The organism is Lysinibacillus sp. G01H (genome assembly GCF_028872195.1).
Taxonomy (GTDB): domain Bacteria; phylum Bacillota; class Bacilli; order Bacillales_A; family Planococcaceae; genus Lysinibacillus; species Lysinibacillus capsici.
In genome coordinates, this window is sequence record NZ_CP118397.1 from 663332 (window position 1) to 688237 (window position 24906).

At 36.5% G+C, this 24906-nt stretch carries 19 protein-coding genes; 10 read left to right on the plus strand and 9 right to left on the minus strand.

Annotated features, from left to right (window positions below; translation table 11 throughout):
- Nucleotides 1-579: 579 nt before the first annotated feature.
- The gene (locus PSR12_RS03205; RefSeq protein WP_274771590.1) at nucleotides 580-2550 is read right to left on the minus strand and encodes an S-layer homology domain-containing protein; all 1971 of its coding nucleotides are present in this window, start codon (nucleotides 2548-2550) and stop codon (nucleotides 580-582) included.
- A 275-nt stretch (nucleotides 2551-2825) separates the two neighbouring features.
- Nucleotides 2826-4370, minus strand: a complete 1545-nt coding sequence (gene pruA, locus PSR12_RS03210; protein ID WP_221679415.1) for an L-glutamate gamma-semialdehyde dehydrogenase — start codon at nucleotides 4368-4370, stop codon at nucleotides 2826-2828.
- Between the two features lie 179 nt (nucleotides 4371-4549).
- Between pruA and PSR12_RS03215 the strand changes: the two genes are divergently transcribed.
- The gene (locus PSR12_RS03215) at nucleotides 4550-5887 is read left to right on the plus strand and encodes an AAA-type ATPase lid domain-containing protein (RefSeq protein ID WP_221679417.1); all 1338 of its coding nucleotides are present in this window, start codon (nucleotides 4550-4552) and stop codon (nucleotides 5885-5887) included.
- Between the two features lie 103 nt (nucleotides 5888-5990).
- On the opposite strand, the gene PSR12_RS03220 is transcribed toward PSR12_RS03215, so the two are convergent.
- Nucleotides 5991-6965, minus strand: coding sequence for a proline dehydrogenase family protein (locus tag PSR12_RS03220; protein ID WP_221679418.1), 975 nt, complete (start codon nucleotides 6963-6965; stop codon nucleotides 5991-5993).
- Nucleotides 6966-7499: 534 nt separating this feature from the next.
- Between PSR12_RS03220 and PSR12_RS03225 the strand changes: the two genes are divergently transcribed.
- Nucleotides 7500-8099 (plus strand): TetR/AcrR family transcriptional regulator, encoded by a 600-nt coding sequence (locus PSR12_RS03225; RefSeq protein ID WP_274771593.1) that lies wholly within the window; start codon nucleotides 7500-7502, stop codon nucleotides 8097-8099.
- A 38-nt stretch (nucleotides 8100-8137) separates the two neighbouring features.
- On the opposite strand, the gene PSR12_RS03230 is transcribed toward PSR12_RS03225, so the two are convergent.
- Nucleotides 8138-9505: a S41 family peptidase gene (locus PSR12_RS03230; protein WP_274771595.1), complete on the minus strand. Its 1368-nt coding sequence runs from the start codon at nucleotides 9503-9505 to the stop codon at nucleotides 8138-8140.
- A gap of 181 nt (nucleotides 9506-9686) precedes the next feature.
- A complete protein-coding gene (gene brnQ / locus PSR12_RS03235; RefSeq protein WP_221679422.1) occupies nucleotides 9687-11006 on the minus strand; it encodes a branched-chain amino acid transport system II carrier protein in 1320 nt (439 codons plus the stop codon).
- Nucleotides 11007-11256: 250 nt separating this feature from the next.
- On the opposite strand from brnQ, the gene PSR12_RS03240 reads away from it, so the two are divergent.
- On the plus strand, nucleotides 11257-12150 hold the full coding sequence (locus tag PSR12_RS03240; protein ID WP_274771597.1) for a C40 family peptidase: 894 nt from the start codon (nucleotides 11257-11259) through the stop codon (nucleotides 12148-12150).
- Between the two features lie 83 nt (nucleotides 12151-12233).
- Here PSR12_RS03240 and PSR12_RS03245 read toward each other — a convergent pair whose 3' ends face one another.
- Both PSR12_RS03245 and secA2 read right to left on the minus strand, forming a co-directional pair.
- A complete protein-coding gene (locus tag PSR12_RS03245; RefSeq protein WP_274771598.1) occupies nucleotides 12234-13130 on the minus strand; it encodes an accessory Sec system S-layer assembly protein in 897 nt (298 codons plus the stop codon).
- Nucleotides 13130-15493: an accessory Sec system translocase SecA2 gene (gene secA2 / locus PSR12_RS03250; protein WP_274771599.1), complete on the minus strand. Its 2364-nt coding sequence runs from the start codon at nucleotides 15491-15493 to the stop codon at nucleotides 13130-13132. The genes PSR12_RS03245 and secA2 overlap by 1 nt, the downstream gene beginning before the upstream one ends.
- A gap of 225 nt (nucleotides 15494-15718) precedes the next feature.
- On the opposite strand from secA2, the gene PSR12_RS03255 reads away from it, so the two are divergent.
- Nucleotides 15719-16786, plus strand: coding sequence for a glycosyltransferase family 4 protein (locus PSR12_RS03255; protein WP_004230902.1), 1068 nt, complete (start codon nucleotides 15719-15721; stop codon nucleotides 16784-16786).
- 241 nt (nucleotides 16787-17027) lie between these two features.
- Here PSR12_RS03255 and PSR12_RS03260 read toward each other — a convergent pair whose 3' ends face one another.
- Nucleotides 17028-18083, minus strand: a complete 1056-nt coding sequence (locus PSR12_RS03260) for an LCP family protein (protein ID WP_257521162.1) — start codon at nucleotides 18081-18083, stop codon at nucleotides 17028-17030.
- A 147-nt stretch (nucleotides 18084-18230) separates the two neighbouring features.
- On the minus strand, nucleotides 18231-18866 hold the full coding sequence (locus PSR12_RS03265; RefSeq protein WP_274771601.1) for a YigZ family protein: 636 nt from the start codon (nucleotides 18864-18866) through the stop codon (nucleotides 18231-18233).
- A gap of 165 nt (nucleotides 18867-19031) precedes the next feature.
- Between PSR12_RS03265 and PSR12_RS03270 the strand changes: the two genes are divergently transcribed.
- From PSR12_RS03270 to PSR12_RS03295, 6 genes are all read left to right on the plus strand, one after another.
- Entirely contained in the window at nucleotides 19032-20180 is a 1149-nt protein-coding gene (locus tag PSR12_RS03270; RefSeq protein WP_004227593.1) for a sensor histidine kinase, read from the plus strand.
- Nucleotides 20181-20216: 36 nt separating this feature from the next.
- Complete coding sequence (locus PSR12_RS03275; protein ID WP_004227590.1) at nucleotides 20217-20891, plus strand: response regulator transcription factor; 675 nt, start codon at nucleotides 20217-20219, stop codon at nucleotides 20889-20891.
- A gap of 285 nt (nucleotides 20892-21176) precedes the next feature.
- Complete coding sequence (locus PSR12_RS03280) at nucleotides 21177-21722, plus strand: DUF3225 domain-containing protein (protein WP_004227588.1); 546 nt, start codon at nucleotides 21177-21179, stop codon at nucleotides 21720-21722.
- 261 nt (nucleotides 21723-21983) lie between these two features.
- The gene (locus PSR12_RS03285) at nucleotides 21984-22826 is read left to right on the plus strand and encodes a DegV family protein (protein WP_274771602.1); all 843 of its coding nucleotides are present in this window, start codon (nucleotides 21984-21986) and stop codon (nucleotides 22824-22826) included.
- Between the two features lie 44 nt (nucleotides 22827-22870).
- Entirely contained in the window at nucleotides 22871-24256 is a 1386-nt protein-coding gene (locus PSR12_RS03290; RefSeq protein WP_274771604.1) for an ATP-dependent helicase ComFA, read from the plus strand.
- Nucleotides 24253-24843: a ComF family protein gene (locus tag PSR12_RS03295; RefSeq protein ID WP_274771606.1), complete on the plus strand. Its 591-nt coding sequence runs from the start codon at nucleotides 24253-24255 to the stop codon at nucleotides 24841-24843. Before PSR12_RS03290 ends, PSR12_RS03295 begins: the two co-directional genes overlap by 4 nt.
- The last annotated feature ends 63 nt before the right edge of the window (nucleotides 24844-24906 follow it).

Consider the following 24906-nt stretch of genomic DNA (forward strand, 5'->3'; position numbering starts at 1 on the left):
GATTAGAGAAAGACAAACAAATCTATCTAAATGGATGCTTCGTTTAATAGAGGCAGGCGTTTCATGTTGTTGAAAAAAGATAATGTCACTGGCTGAAAAAGATCTTTTTGCAAGGTGAGAGGATGATTTCCGTTCCGCCAGCATCCTTTCCAGGGGGCGTCCGTTGAGCCGCTTCACTCACTTACGTTCGCTCCAGGGTCTCACCTGTGACGCTAAATCCCCCAGGAGTGACGCTGGCTCCTCTCCAATCAACCATTCAGCAAAATATTAACTGTAGCAATAAAAATAGGCCACTATTTGCAAAATCAGAGAGAGATAGGCTCTAATTTTCAATGTGGAATGACAACACACTTCCGTAAAGAATAGTAAACACCTTCACTTTTTATTTGAAAATATTTGCTAAAAATCAAAATTGGGGGGATTGGAGTTGAAGGCTACTTGACTTCTGGGGGCTCGCCCACAGGAAGGAAGTAGCCTTCAACTGAAATCTATTTTCACCTTTCACAAAAATACAATTGATGGTTTTATTTTTCAACAAAATGAAATGGCTGTCTCATTTATAAGAGACAGCCATTTACGTTATTTCACGGTATTGATGAATTTAATATAATCCTTACTTATATATCCAGGTTCAGTGTTTAGTTTATCCGAAACAACTTGATACCAACCATTTGCGCTTGTATTTGTAACGATGACAGGCATATTACTTTTACTAAATGTGAAGAGTGGACTTTGACTTGTTGATGCATCTGCACGAACATTTAGTCCGGCTGTTGTTGTGAGAGCGATTTTATAAGGATTATTTGCATCTTTAAAGCCTAAAGCTTTTTCTGCACGATAGTAATGTCCTGCAATTTTTGCGCCCCAGAATGGATCTGAAGCGTATTTTACGTTGAAGCCGATAGCCTTAGAACCGACAACTGCGCCATTCGTATAACGTCCACCTGGCGTAATATAATTTGGCTGAAGGAATTTTTCAACTAGCTCATTAATATTGGCTTCTACACTATCAAACTTCTTATTTAGTGGATTTGTATCATAGACATATAATCCAAATAGATTGTTTAGATTTTGAGCGTGATCACTCATACCATAGGCACTCTCATGCTGTGCTAGGGATAAAATAAGCATAGCATTGATATGAGAATTTGCTTCCACTTCTTTTAATACAGAGCCTAAACCAAGTAGTTTACTTTTAGTTGTGGCATTTTTATAAATCGAAGCACCTGAGCTTTCAACCTCTGCTAATTTTCCCACAATATATTGATCTAGCTCATCTGCTGTATATTGAGTTGTTGCACGAGCTGGTAAGAATTGATAGTAGTTATAGGCTTCTCCTTTTGAAGAACCATCAGCATTGGTAAAGTTGATGCCATCCCAGCTAAAGTATTTCTCACCCTGCTTCATAAAGCTAGGGGCCTTGCCATACACGTAACTAGCAGAATATTTATTAGTTTTATAATCATATAGGGTATGTTTTATTTCACCGTACTCATTTGTGTAATAAGAACGACCTTTTACTAGAGCAGAAGGAATTAAGGTAACGTCAGCCTGCTTTAAATAACCAGTATGACCAGCTAAGCGTACTTTTACTTGTGTGGCATCACTACCTAGATACTCCATTTCTGTATTACCAGCAACTGCGATTTGATCCTTAATCGTTTCAGAATTTAGAGCAACATAATTATTCGTTACCACATAGCCTGAAGTCATTTTAATAATTTTATCATTTTGAGTAATCACTAATGAACTAGTCGTCATCGCCTTTTCAGCTGCTTCAAAGCTAGTAAAGGTTTGTTTGTCTACCAAGTTACCATTGGAAACTTCTTTGACGATATATGCGGTAGTATTACCGTTATTACCAGTATTATTGTTGTTCCCATTATTAGTAGTATTACCGTTATTTTCGGAGTTACCATTGTTTTCATTTTTACCAGCGTCAACCTGATCAGCAAGAAGAATTAATCGTAGAATAAATGTCGATGCCTCACCAATTGTGGCATTGTCTCTTGGTAAAAACATGCCATTGGAGCTTCCTTTAATAAGTCCTAATTGTGCACCGATTGCAACATCCTGACGGAAATCTTTAAAAATAGTTGCATTGTCTTTGAAGGTAATAGAAGAAGTACCTTTTGGTATTTTTAAATAATCAACTGCTCTGATTAGCATCACTGCCATATGCTCTCTTGAAATACGGTCATCTGGCTTAAATGAGCCATCCGTATAACCAGTAATAATTCCAGCAGTAGCGGCAAGCTTAATTTCATTTGCAAATAAATATGTGTCTGACACATCTGTAAACGTTATCTTGCTCTTTGTGTCCAAATTTAACGCTTTTGCTATGTATGTGGCGAATTCACCGCGTGTAACCGTAGCATTTGGACGATAGCTTCCATTTGCATCCTTCAGTAATGCATCTTTCTGAATTAAATAGCGTAGACCACTTTCATGCATATGTCCTGATAGCTCGTCTGCATAGACAGATTGAGGCTGCCAAATGACTAGACTAACAAGCATCATGAGCAACATAAAAATTGATAGTTTTTTCATAGTTTTACCCTCCTAAACTGATATCATTTTAACAAAGTTACACAATCAAGATAAGGGTCAAATGTTAGAAATACCATAAAATATACCAGCGTTTTATAGGCAATAAGTATGCTTTTATAATTTGATGTGAGAGTTAGTTTTGAATAGGGGAAGGAAAGTGAACCGAAATTTATATGAGTTTCTTCTATTATATATGTCATTTGTGTTACCCCAAAAAAATAATGTCGTACATTGCTTTCTAAGAAGCAATGTACGACATTTTATTGAAGTAAATATTAAAGCATTTCTGAAGTTGTTTTTGCTTGCATATGCAGTTGTAGGTAGTCTGGGCCACCTGCTTTTGAATCTGTACCTGACATGTTGAAGCCACCAAATGGTTGGTAACCAACGATTGCACCTGTACAGCCACGGTTGAAGTAAAGGTTTCCTACATGGAATTCTTCACGCGCTTTTTCTAGGTTCATACGGTTAGTTGTGATAACAGCGCCTGTTAAACCATATTCTGTATCGTTTGCAATTTCAATCGCATGGTCGAAATCTTTTGCTTTTGCGATCGCTACAACAGGTCCGAAGATTTCTTCTTTCATAATACGTGCAGAAGGATCTACGTCAGCGAACACAGTTGGTTGTACGAAGTAACCGACTGAATCGTCCGCTGTACCACCAGCTACTAGACGGCCTTCGCCTTTGCCAATTTCAATGTACTCAGTAATTTTGTTGAAAGCTGCTTGGTCAATAACTGTTGCCATGAAGTTGCTGTAATCAGTTGGGTCACCCACTGTTAAAGCGTTTGTTAACTCTTCTACGCGATTTACCACTTGCTCATATACATCTTCTACGATGACAGCACGAGAACATGCTGAACATTTTTGACCTGAGAAACCAAATGCTGATTTCACGATCGATTGTGCAGCTAATTCTAAATCTGCTTCTTTATCCACTACGATTGTATCTTTACCGCCCATTTCAGCGATGACACGTTTAATCCAAATTTGGCCTTCATTTAACACAGATGCACGTTGGTTGATACGTAAGCCGACATCACGTGAACCTGTGAAGCTGATGAAGCGTGTTTTTGGATGATCGACTAAGTAGTCACCTACTTCAGCACCAGAACCTGGTACGAAGTTCACCGCACCTGCTGGAAGACCAGCTTCTTCTAATACTTCGATAAATTTATAGGCTATAACTGGCGTCGTGGAAGCTGGTTTTAATAACACTGTGTTCCCTGTTACTAAAGCAGCTACTGTTGTACCAGCCATGATTGCAAATGGGAAGTTCCAAGGAGAAATGACAATACCGATTCCTAGTGGAATGTAGTCATAACGATTGTATTCACCTGGACGGCTTTCGACTGGCTGACCGTCTTTAATGCGTAGCATTTGGCGACCATAGTATTCCATGAAGTCGATTGCTTCCGCTGTATCTGCATCTGCCTCTGCCCATGGTTTCCCAGCTTCTTTTGTTAATAAGGCTGAGAATTCATGTTTACGACGACGAACGATTGCTGCCGCTTTGAAAAGAACGTCTGCACGAATGGCTGGATCAACTTTTTTCCATGTTTTGAATGTTTCATCTGCCGCTTGCATCGCTTTTTCAGCTAAATCTTTGCTTGCTTTCGAAACGCGACCAATAACTTCTGTTTTCTTTGCAGGATTGTACGAAACGATTTTGTCTTCTGTTGTAATACGTTCGCCACCGATAATTAGTGGGTAGTCTTGACCTAAGTAACCTTCAACTTTATTTAAAGCCTCTACATAAGCATTGTAGTTTGCCTCTTGTGAAAAATCTGTGAATGGTTCGTGTTTGTATGGAATCATGTCAGTTTCCTCCCATGTATAAGTAGTGCCAAATGATTATGCACCTATTAAGATTGTGTTAATTATATAATGCAATATAATTTGGCATTAATCAACTCAAATTTTAAAACTTTTTTAATTTTTGCATCTGCTTTTCATATTGGTGTTAGAATAAGCTTAATGGAATACAGGAGGACAAAATGGATAACAATGTACTACTAAGTATTTATAAATACGTCATTGAAAAAGGCGATATGGGAATTTGTGTGGTAGACACAGAGGGCAAATTGCTTATATACAATAAAAAAATGAGAGAATTAGAAGGCGTTAATGAGGATGAATTTGAGGAGAGGCGAGCCTTAGAGATTATTGATTTTGAAATCGAAAAAAGCGATATTTATAAGGTCCTCAGCTCTGAAACGCCAGTGCACAATATAAAAAAAACGTATTGGAATAAAAAAAATCAAGAAGTGACCTACATAAGCAATATTTATCCGTTGCACTATGAAGGCTCTTTAATAGGCGCTGTGGAATTTGCCCGAGATATTACACAGCTTGAATACATGATGTATCAGCCATTGAGAAGGTATGGCGCTCCCTTGACATTTGACATCATCACAGCTGTATCACCAGTCATGAAGGATGTCATTGAAAAAGCAAAAATTGTGGCACTAAGTAGAATGCCTGTTGTGTTAATAGGGGAATCAGGTACTGGGATTGATATGGTTGCAGAGGGAATACATCATGATCTAAAGGTGCAAAATGATATGTTTATTGCTTTAATTTGCCGTCGAGATGAGAAAACGGTATTAAAGCAATTTGAAAAATATATTGTGGAAAAGGAGAAAATAACCTTCTTTGCTGAGCGCATTGAATATTTATCTCTAGAAGCACAAGAAAAGATTGTGGAACTTTTTAATAATCATCCTAATCATCAGCATGTTTTAATTGCTAGTGTTGGCAAAGATCCCATTGATTTGATTCAAAAGCACGAGCTATCCAAAAAACTTTACAGACTTTTTTCAGGTATTACGATTTATGTACCTCCTTTACGAGAAAGAAAAGAAGATATTATGCCTTTTATCGATGATTATTTCAAAAGACATCGTGATAGCTTTGGCTCGTCTATTCATGGACTTTCAGAAGAAGTGCGAGATATCTTTTTAAAATATGATTGGCCAGGAAATTTAAAGGAATTAGAAGTTCTGCTGGATGAAATAACCTCATTGATCACCAATGAGACGATAGTTGAATCACATATGCTGCCAGTGCATTTCAAATGGAAAATCCAAAGCTCTTGTGAGGAGACGGAAAAAGAGGTTTCTACGAGCGACTTGTTTGTCATTAAAAATCAACAGGATATTCGACCATTAGATGTCTATATGAAAGAGGTAGAGGAGTACTATATTTCGAAGGCGTTGGACTTTCATCAAGGCAATATCTCCAAAACGGCTGCTGCGTTGGGGATTCGGCGACAAAGTTTACAGTATCGAGTTAAAAACTATAAGCTCAATAAAAAAAGCGAAAACATTGATTAACCATGTTTTCGCTTTTTTGGATAGTTTCCCGAAAGTGAAGGATAGAACGATCTAACTGAAGGATAAAAACACGAAACTGATGGATAGCTTCAAGCTTGTATAATTATTTTCCTTTTTTCGAAAGGCGACCAAGCGCAAATGCTGCTGCTCCTAAACCAATTGCCATGTTCGTTTTTTTGTTAAACACTTGTTTTGTCACAAGTGCTACATTTTGTGGACGCTCAGCTAAACGACGCATAAAGTAACCGTACCAATCATTACCGAATGGTAGATATGTGCAGAAATTATACCCTTCACGAGCAAGGTCTAGCTGCATTTCTTTACGGAAACCATATAACATTTGGAATTCAAATTTTTCATTTGGAATATTGTGTTGTTTCACAAATTGTTTTACATGGTTGATCACATTATGGTCGTGCGTCGCAATCGAAGTAAATTTACCATGTAGCAAATGATATTCAATTAGTTTTAAGTAATTATGGTCGATATCAGCTTTAGATTGATAAGCCACATTTTCAGGTTCTTTATAAGCACCCTTTACAATACGTAAGCGGAAGTTTTTATATTTCTCAATATTTTCCTCTGATTCGAAGAAGTAAGCTTGAATGACTGTCCCTACGTTATCATACTCTTTGTGTAATTCCTCTAATAATTCAAAAGAGCTATGTAAACGCTCGTAGTTTTCCATATCGAAATTCACGAAAATATTATATTGGTGTGCAAGAGCTACGATTTCTTCTAAGTTTTCATAACAAAATGCGTAATCAATATCTAAACCTAATTGTGAAGGTTTAAGAGAGATGTGTGCATCAAGCTGTTCATCATGAATAGCTTGTACAACAGCTAAAATATTATTTTTGGCAGCAATTGCCTCTGATTTTTCGTAGACGAACTCGCCTAGATTATCGACTGTACAAGAAATATTGGCCTTGTTTAATTCCTTAATCGATTGCACAACTTCTGGTAAACTTGTGCCAGCAACAACACTTTGCGCACCCATTTTTAAACCATATTTTTGTGCAGCGCTGTTTAATAATTTGTTCTCGGATAAGTAAATGAAAAAGTCACGTAATACCATTATATGCCTCCAAAAATGAAAATTTTAAATTCTTGGCGATTATAACACTTTTTTTGAAAAGTAAAATGGTTTGATTTTCAGAAAAAATATTTTTTAAAGCACGTTAGTGAGATAAAACTATTGCAGTCATTGACTTTTTTATGGAAAAAATTTAAATTAAAAATTTTTTTCGAAAAAAAAGGACTTTTCAAAATAAAAGATTTGCTTTATGTTAATTAGTATATGTCTTAATTTGCACATAGGCATGATGATTAGGACTTAAAATATATAATTATTATTTTAATATAATTTATTAGTGGGTATTCTTTGAAGTGATTCTTAGATATCCACTTTTTCATTTTTCAGTTTAAATATCATATTAATAGTAGTTTATAGTAAAAAAAAACAGGGTGTATTATAATAAAATTGTATATAATCAAGATTAAATTATGTACGTTTTGTGAATTTGTAGTTACTTTTGATTTAGAATAGTGTGTCTATATAAGCAATACAAAAGGGAATATGACTACTCTAAACTAAGATAAGGTGGAAAGTATGGCAAGAGGCAGAAAATTTAATTCAAATGGCGAACAAAGTAAACAACTATTACTTGAAAAAGCGATAGAGCTATTTTCTGATAAAGGTTATCATCACACAAAAATTAGTGACATTGTAAAGGCTGCCAATGTAACTCAGCCTACTTTTTATCTCTATTTTAAAAGCAAGGATGCCCTTTATAACGATTTGAATGCGCAATTTCAAAGCGGATTCTTGGCAGTAATGAATAGTAAGTCAACTGACATTATTGAATATGGATTACAGGGTTTTATCACGCTATTAGAGCAAAAGTTATTGAACTTGTTCGTATACATAATTGAAAATCCTGAATTAACAAAAATAGGTTTTATTGAATCCAAGCAAGCACAATTGGTGAAAAACCAAATGACACAGCAATTGATCCACCTTATTTATCTGCATGATTGTGACAAAGATCTACAACTGTATAGTGTGGATATAAAAATCATGATAGATAGTTTAGTAGGCTCAATAGAAAGACTCATCATTACGAATTTATTAGAAGAAAAAAGGTTACCTGCACAACTTGCAAATGATATTGTACAATTATATTTTTGGAAAACCAAAGATGTAATATAAAAAACTGTCATCGATACTTATTATCGATGACAGTTTTTTTAATTGCTTATTTTTATATGCTGATAGTAGCCTTTGTGATCTTTGCTCTTTGGGTGAATAAGTAGCATATATTCCTGATTCGGTGATAAAGCACTCTTAGGTGTAACAGTTATTGAACGACCTTCAATTTTAACTGCTACGGGTATTTCCTTAGCTCCTAAAGCAGCCAGTTGAATGTTGCTCTTAGCGATTTGTGAAGTAAGCCCTGTAGGAATTTTCACTGTAAATTTGTGTGTATCTGCTATATTTTTTACCGTGGAAAGTTGTTTATATTTAGGATATTTCTCCTTCAATGCATCATAATGTGCTTGGAAAATAGGTGCTGTTGTAGTTTGAACATTTGGCTTAACGCCTACTTCATGAATAGTATGACCCGCAGGACCCGTAAATTTACCAACTGTAAGCTTTAAATAGCTTCCATCCTGTAATGTGTAAAAGCCTTGCATAGCACCTTTCCCATAGGTTGTTTCTCCGTATAAAATAGCAGCCTTCTGGTCTTTCAATGATGCGGAAAGCATTTCAGAAGCACTGGCACTATAGCGGTTTACAAGAATACGGGTATCTTTAGGAAACTTTGTGTCTTGTTGAACTGCTGGTATGGTATAAGAGTTATGGGCTTCTTCTAATAAATACGCAACTTTAGCAGATTGGAATAATCCTGTTAGCTCTTCAGCTGTTGTCACATAACCTCCACCATTATTTTGTAAATCTAAGATGAACGATGTTGCACCACGTTTTTTTAAGTCTATCAGCGCATTTTTAACAAGCTGTGCACCATCCTCTGAAAAGGAAGCCAACGAAATATAGCCCACATTCCCAAATAGCAAGTCAGTTTGTACATTCGGTAATGTGAATTTTTTACGTGTAATAGTTTTGGTAGTTTTTGAACCGTCACTATTCTTTAATGTAACTTCCACCTTAGTCCCTTCATTACCGATTAAAAGGGAAGAGGCTTCTTGTGTAGAACGCCCGATAATGGATTCACCATTAACGCCAATAATGATATCTCCAGCCTGAACACCAGCCTCAAATGCGCCACTGCCTTCGATTACTTGTAAAATATGAATCCCATCTTCGTGTTCTTCAATCACCACACCTATACCTATAGTAGATAGGTTGATGCTATTCATATAATTTTCAAATTCTTGCTTAGTGAAGTAGGTTGAGTAAGGATCAAGCATACTCATGATTTCTGAGATGGATGTAGCCTTCTCTAAGTTTCCATTAATTGTTCCAACGTAAGTATCTTTCACAATCTCCTTAATTTCCTTGATAAGCTGTGGATCGTTTTCAGCAGCGTGAGTAGTTGTAAAAGGGAGAAGGAAGAAGCCTAGAACAAATATGAATGACCATAGTAACTTTTTCATTGGACACCTCTTTTCTAGAACTCAAAATAGAATGTATCATTATTAGGTATTAAATGGATGGTTACATTATGCAATTGAGTATCTGATTTTTATTATACATGAAGCCATCGCTATAGTGGTGGACTTATATGAGATAGAAAAAAAATCTACTTGTCGCTATGGGCAAGTAGATTCTTGTAAATTATTTTTTTATCAATTTATGAATAATAAAACCAATTGATGCACCAACAATAGCTGGTAAAAGCCAGCCTAAATTTTGTTCATACATTGGCAATGCTTTTAGAATAGTTTCATAAGGTGTAATTTCAACTTTCATTTGTTTTAAGCCATCATATAGACTGACAAGGAAAGTTGGAACGAGCGCTAAAATATAAACAATTTGTCCACCTTTAAAGAAATGATCTGCTAGTGACAAGACCATCAATACCATAGCTAAAGGATAAATGATTAATAAAACAGGTAGTGATGCACTAATTATTGTAGAAAGTCCCACATTTGTAATAGCTGTACTAAAAATAGTGAAGACAACTAAAAACGTTTTATATGAAATTTGAGGGAATAGCTTATGGAAAAATTGTGCATTTGCAGTTAATAAACCAACAGCTGTGGATATACAAGCCAGTAAAATAGTCGCAGACAAAATAATACTTCCAAGGTTTCCAAAGAGCACCTCAGCTGATTTTGCAATAATATTTCCGCCATTATCAGAAATACCGATTGCATTGATACTTGTATTACCAATATGCCCTAGAGAGATATAGACAAAGGATAAACCTATTGCAGCAACGACCCCCGCAAAAATCGTTGTTTTTACTTGTTTTCTCGTATCTTTCATACCCATATCACGCAGGGCCTGTAAAATGACGATACCAAAAACAAGAGCACTTAGAACATCCATCGTTAAGTAACCTTGTACAAAGCCTTCAGCTAAAGGTGACACCTTATAGTTTCCTACGGCTTCTCCTGGTTCACCCATAGGAGAGATGAAACTTTTAACAGCAAGCAATAAAATAACGAAAAGCAGGGCAGGTGTTAAAATTTTACCTACTCGATCAACGAGCTTCGAAGGATTAATAGATAAATATAGAATTAACGTGAAAAACACAATAGATGTGATAAAAAGTGGCGCCCAATGATCTCTCATACCTTCAGAAAGAAATGGCGCAATGCCTATTTCGAAGGACACAGACCCAGTACGTGGTACAGCAAAGAACGGTCCAATTGCTAAGTAGACGATGGAGGTGAAAATTACCCCAAAAGCAGGACTAACACGGTTAGCAAGCAGTTGTAAATCGCCTCCTGCTTTGGCAACAGCAACAATCGCTAACAATGGTAGACCAACACCTGTTATAAGGAAACCAATCATGGCTACAGTGACGTTTTCACCTGCTTGTTGGCCCAATAATGGTGGGAAAATAATATTACCAGCACCCAAGAACAAGGCAAATAGTAGTAATCCTACTGCTAAATTTCCTTTGATGAAATGCAAGATGTTTTTCATAAGTATATTAACTCCTTTAAGATTGAAAAGCTAAAACTTTCTAAAAATTTTAAATACAGAAGTGTATGTTATCATAGGAACACTAATCTTGCAATGAAAACAATATTTCAATATAGTCGGATTTCGTCGTATTCTATAAGTTTCCTATAATGTTTGAAAAATAGTCAGTTTTTCCGATTTTTCATGCAATAGTTATCTAGTATGATAGACACACAAGGGAATATTCTAGCACGAATGGAGGCACTTTGGTATGCAAAAGACAAAAAAATGGAGAATTCTTGTTCTAAGTACTTTAGCAACTTCATTTTTAGCATTACAGACAGCAGAAGCAGCAACATATACTGTACAAAAAGGAGATACTTTAACGAAAATCGCCCAAAATCATCAAGTCACGATTGGGGATATTAAGAAGTGGAATAATCTATCGAAAGATACGATTTATGTAGCTCAAAAGCTTGAGATTCCAAAACAATCAACGAATGAGGGAGTAAAGCCCGCCACTCCATCAACATCTGGAAAACCAGCAACTAGTTCTCATACAGTAGCAAAGGGTGACACATTATCAAAAATTGCAAAGCTATATAATGTGACAATTAAGGATATAATGGATTGGAATAAGCTTGAAAAAGACACAATTTTTGTTGGACAAGTACTGAAGCTTTCTTCAGCTGCAGTGATACCCGATGGTGATTCTATACATAATAATGTGACTTCAGGTACGGGCACTCCATCAAAAGTAACAGCGAAAGATCCTACAGCTAATGGACAAGCAATTTATAACAAAACAGTTGAAGTTGCCAATACATTGGTTGGTACACCCTATCTATATGGTGGAAATACACCTGTAGGGCTTGATTGCAGTGGCTTTATTTTTTATACCTTCAATCAAGGTGGTTTAAAAATAGGAAGAGCAAGCAGTGAGGGCTATTTTTACGGTAATACTACTCATGTAGAAAATCCAGTACCTGGCGATTTAGTGTTCTTTGAGAATACGTATAAAGAAGGTATTTCTCATATGGGAATTTATCTCGGTGATAATAAATTCATTCATGCGGGTACAGATGGTGTAGAAGTTTCGGATGTTACGTACTCTTACTGGTCTTCTAAATTAGTAGCCTACAAACGTTTTGATAGTGTGAAATAAAAAGTAGCGATTTTTGCCAAGGCAAAAATCGCTTTTTGTTTTAACAACCCCCCCTTTCTTCTAAAAGAGAAAGGGGAGTAAGGTTATTGTGTTACACGAGCTGTCCAGCGTGAAAGATCAGCGTCTTTAGCATCAACAAGCTCTGCTGGGAAAATAAATGTCCAGGGCTTTGTGGAGTTTGGTTGGACAGTTAAGATTGGATCCATTTTAAATGAACCCTTGGCAATTTGTTTACCTGTAGCATCGACAATTTCTAATGGTAATTGTTCTAGATTGATTGCTTTATTATGTCCATTACGAATAAAGATAGATACGTTTAAATTACCATTGTCAGCTAGTTTGGCCTGTAAACCTGTGAAATTCACTTCTGTCTCGCCTAGCTTTGGGAGAGTTTTAACAATTTTCTCAAGTTCTTCTTTTTGTTCTGCTGGTAACTGTTTTTCCCATGACGGATCTAATTCTAATTGATGACCGCGAAGGGACACAAGGTTAAAGGCAATTTTCCAGCCATCTTCGGGAACTTCATCTACTTTAATTGAAGACTTTTCAAATTCAAACACCCATGGACGAGCACTTTCTGCTGGTATTGTACCAAGTGCTTTAAAATCGAATTTTTTAGATGCAACAAGCTCATCATTTTTATCCATAATGAAAAGCTCGATTTCACCTAGCTCAATAGCTTGAGGTAGAGAGGACCGGAAAAATGCACGAACTAACCATTTTCCACCTCGACCCTCTTCAATACTAATTGAAGAAAGCGATAATTGGTTTGGTTTCAACGGCTCTAGCTCATTCGCTAGGAAGTTAAAAATGTATTTTTGCTCTTGTGGGACATCCCATTCTGGATGGAATGATAATTTTGTTTCCACATCGCGATTATCACCTGTATTTTTCGTCGTATTCCCTAGTAAATCTTTTGAGTCAATTGTGTTTTCCTGAACAACTTTATCTGATTTTTTAAAAAATGAAAATAAGCCCATTATTGTTCCTCCTGTTGTGCCTCAACTGTTTTCATGAAGCCTATAATTTCTATAATAATAGAACGACGTAATTCTTGGAAATTTTTACCGAATAATTCTAATCCTTCACGTTGGTAAATTCGCATTGGATCTTCTTGCTGATAATGACGAAGACCGATTCCTTCTTTTAAATGTGTCATGGCCTCTAAATGCTTAATCCAGCCGCTATCAATATGGCTAAGCATAATTTGAGGAAGTACCTCAATGACTCTTTCGTTTTCAGCGAATGTCTCCATGTGATCAAGCAGTTCTTGTTCAGAAGGTTGAATTTCAGCAAGAATTTGTTTTGTTCTTCCTAATTCTCGGTTAATTGTAACAGGTGTGATGAATAATGAGTTAAGCGCATTCTCCATTTGTTCGTAATCCCATTCAATTGGAGATACATCTTCTGGCGCGGCGTCATGAACAGCAAAATCAACTGTTTCACGTAGCATTTTCTTCAGTTCACCCATTAAATCTTCGCCAGCTAAAATTTTGTCGCGAAGTCCATAAAGAACGGTACGTTGGTCATTGATAACATCGTCTAGTTTTAGGTTATATTCCCGCATGCCATATTGGGAACCTTCAACAATACGTTGTGTTCGGTCAATAAGCTCTTGAACCTCTTTATTTTGAATAATACCCTGATCATTTACAATCATTTTTGCAGAGAATTTTTCTACTTCTTCTTTTGCGTAACGGCGGAACATATCATCTTCAATAGAGAGAATGAAGCGACTTTCGCCTACATCACCTTGACGGCCTGAACGCCCACGTAGCTGATTGTCTACACGACGGCTTTCATGCTTTTCTGTCCCAATTACATATAAACCACCAAGCTCGTGTACATCATCACCTAACATGATATCCGTACCACGACCAGCCATGTTTGTCGCTACTGTAATACGACCTTTTTGACCTGCCTGTGAAATAAGCTCAACTTCTTGTTCAACTGTTTTTGCATTAAGTAATTGGAATGTTAATTTTTCCTTTTTCAGATAGTCAGCTACAGTTTCAGACTGTAAAATCGATGTTGTCCCAATTAATATTGGCTGGCCTTTTTCATGACGTTTTTTAACCTCAGCAGCAACATACTTATATTTTGCTTCCTGTGTGTTAAAAATAAGATCAGGCTGATCAATACGCTGACGCGGACGGTTTGTTGGAATTTGCACAACTTCCATGCCGTACACTTCACGAATTTCTTTTTCCTGTGTTTTCGCTGTACCCGTCATCCCAGAAAGCCTTGGATACATACGGAAATAGTTTTGAATTGTTACTTGAGCCATTGATTTATTTTCATCTGTAATCGTTACACCTTCTTTAGCTTCAATCGCTTGATGTAAGCCATCAGAAAGTGAACGACCTTCTAAAATACGACCTGTAAACATATCAACAAGCTCGATTTTGTCTTCTTTGACAATGTAATCAACATCGCGCTTAAACATAACATGTGCACGTACTGCTTGGATTACGTAATGGAAGAGTGTTTGGTGTTCTAAGTCATATAAATTATCAATATTGAAGGCAACCTCAACCTTTTCAATACCTTTATCCGTTAGAGAAGTAGCCTTTGTTTCATCGTCAAAGTCATAATCTTCATCTTTCTTGAATCGTTTCGCTAACATAGCAGCAATGCGGTGTAATTCATCATTAGAAGGCATTTTACCTGCGATAATTAAAGGTGTTTTAGCTTCGTCGATTAATACACTATCTACTTCATCGATAATAGCGAAGTGATAATGACGTTGTACTTTATCTGCTAAGCTATAAGCCATATTGTCACGTAGATAATCGAAGCCAAACTCAGTACCCACACCGTATGTAATATCTGCGTTATAGGCTTCTTTCTTTTCACCAGGTTCCATCATCGGTACATTTAAACCCACAGTTAAGCCAAGGAAACGATGGATTTGACCAACAAGCTCATAGTCACGCTTTGCTAGGTAATCATTAACCGTGATGACATGAACACCTTTACCTTCTAATGCACGCACATAAGAAGGAAGGGAGGCAACTAGAGTTTTACCTTCACCTGTTGGCATTTCAGCAATATTACCTTCTGTTAATACTAGACCACCGATAAGCTGCACATCAAAATGACGCATTCCTAATACACGCTTTGAGGCTTCGCGTACAACAGCAAATGCGTCCGGGATAATCGATGTAAGAGGCTCACCTTGTTCTAATTGATCTTTGAAAATAAAAGTCATTTCTCGTAATTCGGCATCTGACTTGTTAACATATTTTTCTTCAAGATTATTAATTTGATCTACTATTTTGTAGTAGCGTTTTAATTGACGAGCACTAGTTTGCTCTTTATTACTTTTGAAAATTGAGAACATGAAATATACGCTCCTTTAATGTTGTCTAAATGCTAGACACACCATTATTCTATCAAATTTTACTTATGGTGACTACAATTGACTATATAGGAATCTATTAATGCTAAAATGTACAAAATATTTGTGAAATCGTGGAAAATGTTTAGAAAAAGTATATTTCAATGCTTGTTCATGCTATAATCAATTTGGATTTCAATGTAGATTATTTATTTGAGGAGGAGAGACATGCTTTACGTGTCTTTAATAGCAGCGTTTGTTGCATCCATTTTGTTAACTCCATTAGTGAAACGTTTAGCGTTTAGAATAGGTGCAGTTGATGCACCAAACTATCGAAAAGTACATGCTCGAATTATGCCAAGACTTGGCGGTTTAGCCATTTTCCTTGCCTTTATTATTGGCGTGACGATTTTATACTCATTCTTAGTTCATACAAAACATGGTAGTAATGAGGCTTTATTAGCTATCATTATTGGTGCTTGTATAATCGTAATCACAGGTGTTATTGATGATATGCGTGAGATTTCTGCGAAAGCAAAAATGCTTGGTCAGCTAGTTGCTGCACTGATTGTTGTTTTTGTAGGCGGTATTGAAATTGAAATGGTTAATCTACCGTTCTTAGGTACATTAGACTTTGGTTTATTAAGTATTCCATTAACGATCATTTGGATCATCGGTATTACGAATGCCATTAATTTAATCGACGGCCTTGATGGTCTAGCTGCAGGTGTTTCTACGATTGCACTGATTACATTAGCTGTCATGGCATTTATCATGAGCAATGTGTTTGTTTTAGCGTTAGCAGCCATTTTAGCTGTAGCTTCACTTGGTTTCTTATTTTATAATTTCCACCCAGCAAAAATCTTTATGGGTGATACAGGGGCTTTGTTCCTAGGATTTATGATCTCTGTGTTAGCGTTACTTGGTTTTAAAAATATTACATTCGTAGCTTTAATCATCCCAATTATTATCCTTGGTGTTCCGATTTCTGATACATTTTTTGCGATTGTTCGTCGTGTTCGCATGAAAAAGAAATGGTCTGACCCAGATAAATCACATTTACACCATCGATTACTTGATATGGGCTTTACACATCGACAAACAGTCCTAATTATTTACGGAATTGCAGTAATGTTTGGATTAGCAGCTATCATTTTCTCTATGGCAAAGGTTTGGGGAGCTATATTACTTGTAGCGGTCATCCTAACAGCTATTGAAATCTTTGTAGAGGTCATCGGATTGGCTGGTAAAAACTATAAACCATTATTAAATTTTGTACGGATATTTAGTAAATAAAATATAAGCAATCATACAATTTGTATGATTGCTTTTTTGTTGTTAAATAGGGTTACCATTAAAGTCATTTGACACTGAGAAACTCTTTTAAACCGATTATATATAGGGAATGGAATAGAAGGTAAACTTAAATAAGCTTGTTTATCGATTACTAGGAGGGGTAAATGAAAAGGGTAGTCAATCAATGGAGAAGCCACATAAAAAGACCATAGACAAGTTGTTTGTCTATGGTCTGAAAGGTCTATTCAGTAACTGAATTGTCATCGCTGCTAGCAGCACTATCTGTTCCAGTATTGCCACTTGTTAGGCTCGATGATTGTTCATTTAGGCCAAGATGGTTTTTGAAAATCTCCTTTGTTTCTTCAACAGAATCTTGATTTAACTGGTAATAATAAATACCAGTAGATGTATCATCCGTGCCATCTAATGTTAAGGAATCAATACGTGGTGCGCCTTTTGATAAATAAGATAAGAAGGACTTCATTTCAGTGAATGTCATATCTGTTTTCATATTATCACCAAGAGCTTTAATGACATCATCATATTTCGTAACAGACTTAACAGAAGCGACTTTTTTAATAATCGAAGTAAGAATTTCCTGTTGACGTTTACCACGCTCAATATCACTATCTTGTTTACGAGTTCTTGCAAGGGCAAGGGCCTGACTACCATTTAAATGCTGTAAGCCGGGCTGTAAGTTAATTGTAAACTTATCAAACTCATCTAATTCATGTAAAGCATAAGGTACTTCAGCTTCAATACCACCTAAAGCATCGACTACATCAATAAAGGCATTGAAATTCATACGTACATAGTAATTGATAGGAATATCAAATAGTTCCTCTACTGTTTCAATAGTAGTAAGCGTTCCACCCATAGCATGTGCGTGAGTAATTTTATCTTTATAACCTACTTTAGGAATATAAACATATGAATCTCGAGGAATGCTTAGCATTTTAATTGTATGGGTTTTATTATTTAATGTAGCTAAAACGAGTGCATCGGAGCGTGAATGATCCGAACCTTGCCCTCGATTGTCACTATCATCAACACCTACAAATAAAATAGAGACATTGTCTTGTACAGGCTCTACTTTCTCTACACGTTGCGTTGAAACCTCTCGACCTTCTAACTCCTCATATGCTGAGTCTGCAGCATGCTCTACCTGTTTTGTAAGGTAAACAGCATAAGCCGTTACACAAATCACCAAGCTTGCAACAAGGAGTAGTGTAACTTTTATAATTAATGAAGCTTTAGAAGACCTCTTTTTAGTCGGACTAATAGATCTTTTTTTCATAATAAATATATTCTCCTCTAATTATTGGGAATAATAATGCGATAAAGCTAAATTTTATTCAATTTTAACTAAGTAATTGTGTGGACAATAAAATAGCTTAACAAAAAAATTATACTATGCATATTTAGTTTCGACAATTAAAACTATTTAATTGACAATAAATTCTACAAATTGAGCATCTTCGAAAGTGATGGTAGCCTGTCCATTTGTCATTTCTGTTATCCAACTTCGGAACTGTTCTTCTTCCTCTTTTAGCACAGAAACAATGATTTCAACACCCTCCAAATAACGTATTTCCTCTAAAGAATAGAATGAACTTCTTATTTCATTTTCGACTTTTCCTAGCCATGTATAATCAATAGCTACTTTCATGAAATGATGCAATTTACGTTCAACTATCTGTGCAGCAATTAATCCCTCTGTAGTTGCTTTTCCATACGCACGAATAAGACCACCACCACCGAGCTTAATGCCTCCAAAATAGCGGGTCACAACAACGACCGTATCTTTTAATCCTTGTTTTTTTAAGACCTCTAACATAGGGACGCCTGCAGTACCACTAGGTTCCCCATCATCATTTGCCTTTTGAATATGATCATGCTCTCCAATAATATATGCGGAGCAGTTATGTGTTGCATTATGATGCAATTTTTTTATACCATCTATAAAAGAAATTGCATCCTCTTCCGTTTCTGCACGTTCTATATAAGTGAGAAAGCGAGATTTGGAAATGACAATTTCGCTTTCACCATATCCTTTTACTGTTAAATAGTTTTCTCTCATTCGTATCAATCTCCTTTTAACTAGAGTTCTATTCTATAATTTTCATGAAGAAAAAGCATTAAATTTTAGCATGGTAATGCTATAATAGGTGTAGACTATGGAATATGTGATTTTAGTCTATTAAATTAGTAAGTAATCATAAGACATTAGACTGGGGAGTATACTATGTTTTCAAATGATACCTTCGATTTAAAGTCGCTTGATGACATTTTTAATCGAATGTTAGATACAATCATGAGCTCAAAGGATGATATCTTTATTATAAGTGAACAAAGCCGCAGAAGCTTTGAAGATATGCAAAAAGAGCTGGAAATTGTTCGAAAACAAATATCAATCGTAATTGATGATGGCGATGCATTGGAAAAAAGTACGCAGCTTGCTAAGCAACGACTTGTGCTAGTGAGTAAAGCTTTTGATAATTATACCGAAGAACAAGTTAGAGAAGCATATGAAACTGCACATGATTTTCAAGTAAAGCTCTCCGTTATTAGAACACAAGAAAAACAGCTACGGGATAAAAGAGATGATCTAGAGAGAAGATTAAGAGGATTACTCGATACGATTGAACGTGCTGATCATATTGTTAATCAGGTAAATGTCGTTTTGAATTACTTAACTTCAGATTTAAGAAATGTTGGTTTAGCCCTTGAACAAGCAAAAATGAAACAGGATTTTGGGATACGTATTATTGCAGCTCAAGAGGAAGAGCGTAAGCGTTTATCAAGAGAGATTCACGATGGACCTGCTCAGATGCTTGCAAATGTCCTTATGCGCACTGATTTAATAGATAGAACGTATCGTGAAAAAGGTATTGAAAAGGCTTTGGCTGAAATTGCCGATTTAAAGAAAACGGTACGTAATGCTTTATCTGAGGTGCGACGTATTATTTATGATCTACGACCAATGGCACTTGATGACTTGGGAATTATTCCGACATTAAAGAAGTATTTATCGACAGTGACTGAATATAATCCAGGTGTTGAAATTCATTTCCAATCGAGAAGTACAGAAAAACGTATACCTTCAAATTATGAAGTATCCATTTTCCGATTAGTACAAGAATGTGTAACAAATGCCATGAAGCATGGTAAGTGTAAAGACATTTGGGTAAAGCTTGAATGGTTAAAAGATGCCGTCAACATTGTTGTAAAAGATGATGGCATAGGCTTTGACCCACAAGTAGTGAAAGATCATTCCTTTGGAATATTAGGAATGAAAGAACGGATTGAAATATTAAATGGTACTATCACCATTAGTAGTGAAATCAATCGAGGTACGACGGTGTTATTTAAAATACCGTTAAAAGCTGAATGATGTAATGGTTGCAGAAATTTAGGGGGTAAAGGACAAATGACAAAGATTATTATTGTAGACGATCACCAGCTATTCCGCGAAGGAGTAAAACGCATTTTAGATTTTGAAGATACGTTTGATGTAGTAGCAGAAGGTGACGATGGTACAGATGTGGTTACGTTATACGCTGAAAACGAACCAGACGTAGTACTTATGGATATTAACATGCCAGGCAAAAACGGAGTAGAAGCAACGGCAGAGTTAATTACTGAATTTCCAGATGCAAAAGTGATTATGCTGTCTATACATGATGATGAAACATATGTTACACATGCATTAAAGTCAGGTGCTCTTGGCTATATGTTAAAAGAGATGGATGCAGATGAAATCGTTGAGGCGATTAAAGTTGTTGCCAACGGCGGTTCTTATTTACATCCAAAAGTAACGAAAAACCTAGTAGCAGAATTTAAACGACTTTCAGAACATGAAAATAAAGGAAACTTCCATCAAACTGAAATTCGTCGTCCATTCCATTTGCTAACTAAGCGTGAATGTGAAGTATTACAATTATTAACAGATGGTCAATCAAACCGTACAATCGGTGAGACACTGTTTATCTCTGAAAAAACAGTTAAAAACCACGTATCAAGTATTCTACAAAAAATGAATGTGAATGACCGTACACAAGCAGTTGTAACAGCCATTAAAAATGGTTGGGTTGAAGTACGCTAATTGCTAAAACTGTTTTTAAAAGCTACTTTTAATTGAAGTAGTTTTTAAAACAGTTTTTTATTGTTTTTTGGTAATAATTTGTATTGAACTTACTTGATGAAGTACAGGTCATTCACAATTTTGTAACATTACTTTTCATTAGTATTAATATGGTAACTAGCAATTCATGCAACATTTTACAGCCTAATGCGTCATAAGGAAGATGTAGCACTTAAATGTTGAAAAGGCACAACAAAATTCCTACGAAAGCATTTATATGCTACAATATGCGCGGGAGGTTTTTTGATGTTAAAGAAAAGTTTTCTAGCAGTTCTAATCTTATTAGTGTTAACTGCCTGTGGTAATAAAGATGAAAAGATGAGTGATGAAGAACGAGATAAAGTAATAGAGGATGGTACAGTTGGCTTTGAAATGATGGGTGGAAACGTAGAAAAGGCTGATAATGTACCAGCGGAAGATGAAAAGGCGATTTTAGCATCCTTTGATGAGTATATTGCTGCATTAAATGCTGAAGAAATTGATCGTTATATGAATACAATCTCGAAAAATCCAAAGGGTTTTAAATACGATGAAGAAAAAACATATGCATCAGAAGTATTTGATCAATTTGATATTAAGCGTGAAGTAGAAAATGTAACAATCGCAAAGTATGAATCAGAAGAGGCGCAAGTATTTGCCAACATGAAAATGCACTCACTTCAGCTTGAGACAAATGTCGAACATGAAAGTGCAGGACGTCAGGTAACGGTCTTTGTGAAAGAGGACAATGATTGGAAAGTGACGAGTGTCTTTTATATTGGCGATGACTCACAGTCAAGTACAGGAAATTAACATAAGCTATCTTCATTCAACATAACAATTGAGTGAAGATATGCCTATTATACATAGACAATGAATGTGAAATGGAAGCTAGCTTACTAGCATAACTCTAGAAGGGCGAGAACGGGAATCCGACGTTCGTCATTCATTTCACATTCATTTCTTTTTGTTTTTCGTAATATACGCAAAAGCGTGAGCAATAACAATAACGAACAACAATTGCACCAAGTAGAAATAGATTGTAAACTAAGAATTATAGGAGAGTGGACATGGATGAGGACGGCAATCGTAACAGATAGTACTGCATATATTACAGCTGAGGAACGTGCACGCTTAAACATTCACATGATACCTTTAAGTGTTAATATCTCAGGTCAATTATTTGCAGAAGAAGTAGATATCACAGCATCTGAATTTTATGATAAGGTGCGTGGAGCTAAAGAATTTCCCAAAACAACACAGCCTCCAATCGGAGAATTTGTCGCTCTTTTTGATGGGCTAGCAAAAGATTACGATGAGATTATTTCCATCCATTTATCGAGTGGTATTAGTGGAACATACCAAGGCGCAGTACAGGCCGGTGAAATGGTGGAAGGCATTGATGTTTATGCCTTTGATAGTGAAATATCCTGTGCTGTTCAAGGCTTTTACGTATTAAGAGCAGCTGAAATGGCGAAAGAGGGTCATTCAGCAAAAGACATACTTGCAGCATTAGCGGACATGCAGCAGTCTATTCGTGCTTACTTCATAGTAGACGACTTAGCACATTTACAGCGTGGTGGGCGTTTATCTTCTGCGGCAGCATTAATCGGTGGTTTATTGCAAGTAAAACCTGTTTTACATTTTGTGGATAAGGTAATTGTACCTTTCGAAAAAATCCGAACACGTAAAAAGGCATTAAAGCGTGCGGAAGAATTGCTAGCAGAGGATGCCAAAAAGTATGCAGCGATGGACGCTGTTGTCATTCACGGGAATTGCCCTGCCGAAGCGCAAGAATGGCTAGAGCAATTAGCCGCAACGTACCCGAACGTAAACTTTAAACTAAGCTATTTCGGTCCTGTTATTGGTACCCATTTAGGTGAAGGATCGATGGGATTAGGATGGACAAAAAAATAACGAATTGTGAGAAGTCTCTACAGCAAAAGTAGAGGCTTTTTTCTATGAAAGGGGAGGTTTTAATGAGATATAGGGGTTGGCTGTTGCCCCCAGCATTACGTGATTTTCATGAAGGTCGCATTTGGTTAAAAGAACATTCGCCATTTTCATCTGAAGATATTGAGAAAGCAATACAGCGAAAATTCGTCAGTATAATAGAAGGAATTCAAATGAAGCCAGCTATGAAATGCAATCGATGTCATAATACAGACCCGCACTTATTCACAAAATTCGATTGCTCAAAATGTCAGCAACAATGTGTCTACTGCCGACACTGTATTAAGATGGGGAGAGTCAGTAGCTGTACACAATTGATGATTTGGACAGGTCCCAAGGCAATAAAAATTAACAAGCATTCATTAAAATGGACCGGGCAATACACCGAACTCCAGCAACGGGCTGCTAATGAAACCTTGGCAAGTGTGAAAGCAAAACGCTCGCATTTAATACATGCAGTTTGCGGTGCAGGCAAAACAGAGCTACTTTTCCCATCTGTGTATGATGCATTAAAGAGAGGGCTTCGTATTTGTATTGCTACACCACGGACAGATGTAGTGTTAGAACTGTATCCACGCTTTCAACGGGCTTTTCCTGAAACAGTTATTCATGCTTTATACGGTGGAGTACCTTACCAAAATGGCTATGCACAGCTTGTTATAGCAACAACCCATCAGCTCTACCGATTTGATAAGGCATTTGATGTCATTATTGTAGATGAGGCAGATGCTTTTCCTTATACATTTGATGAAACTCTACAAAGAGCAGTAGAAAAGGCTAAAAAGGAAAATGCTCCTCTGGTATTTGTGACAGCAACCCCATCAGCATCATTACTCCATACTTTCCAGCAAGAAAGCCACTCTTTTATTCCAAAACGCTATCATAATCATCCATTACCAGTTCCACAAGTTCGTTCTTTATGGAGCTATAATAAATGCTTTATGCGAGGTAAAGTCCCTAAAAGGTTAAAAAAGTGGGTGGAGGAGCGCTTACGCCAAAAGGAACCCTTTTTACTATTTTTCCCGACAATTGACTTAATGAAACGTGCAATACCTCTTGTTCAAGAGTTAAATGAAGGCATATTAGCTGTGCATGCAGCTGACCCTGAGCGGAAGGAGAAGGTGTTAAAGCTACGAAATAAAGAAGTTCCCGGCTTATTAACCACTACGATATTAGAAAGAGGCATTACAATCAGCAATGTACAGGTGGCTGTTATAGGGGCAGAGTCATTGATTTTTACCGCCAGTGCCCTCATTCAGATCGCAGGTCGAGTTGGACGAAATGTTCAATTTCCTGATGGGGACGTCCTATTCTTTCATCACGGTATTACGGTGGAAATGGATGAGGCATGCGCAAAAATTCAATTTTATAATAAGAAGGGATTTTCTGAATGAATAAAATAGAACATCGTTGTTTAATATGCACCCAGCCGTTAAAAATAACTATTTCCTGGAAAATGATTGTAACCAAGCAATTCTCGCCGACTATATGTGAAAAATGTGCCGCTCGTTTTGAACCTTCTCAATCTGCTACATCCCTTTATCAATATAATGAGGCGATGAAGGATTACTTACACCAGTTAAAGTTTCTTCAAGATGTGGCTCTTGCCAAGGTATTTCGACAGGAGCTCTATGATCGTCTCAATAAAGAAAAAGCCATTATACTACCCATTCCGATGCACCCTTTTAAGCAGCAGGAGCGTACTTTCTCGCATACTGATGAACTATTAAAGGCAGCGCATATTCCTTTTATGCAATTATTAGAAAAGACAACGACAGAAACACAAAGCTCCAAAAATAGAGAGCAGCGTCTACATGTAGCTCCACTTTTTCGCTTAAAGGAGGATGCACAAGTCGAACATAAAAATTATCTTCTTTTTGACGATATAAAAACCACAGGGACGACTCTAGAGCATGCTACAACTGTTTTAATGCAGGCGGGTGCTAAAAATGTCCAATACTTCACATTAATTGAAGGATGAAAATACCAATACATTATGTATAATAGTTAATGAGACAGCATTCGTAGATAAATTTGCTAGAAA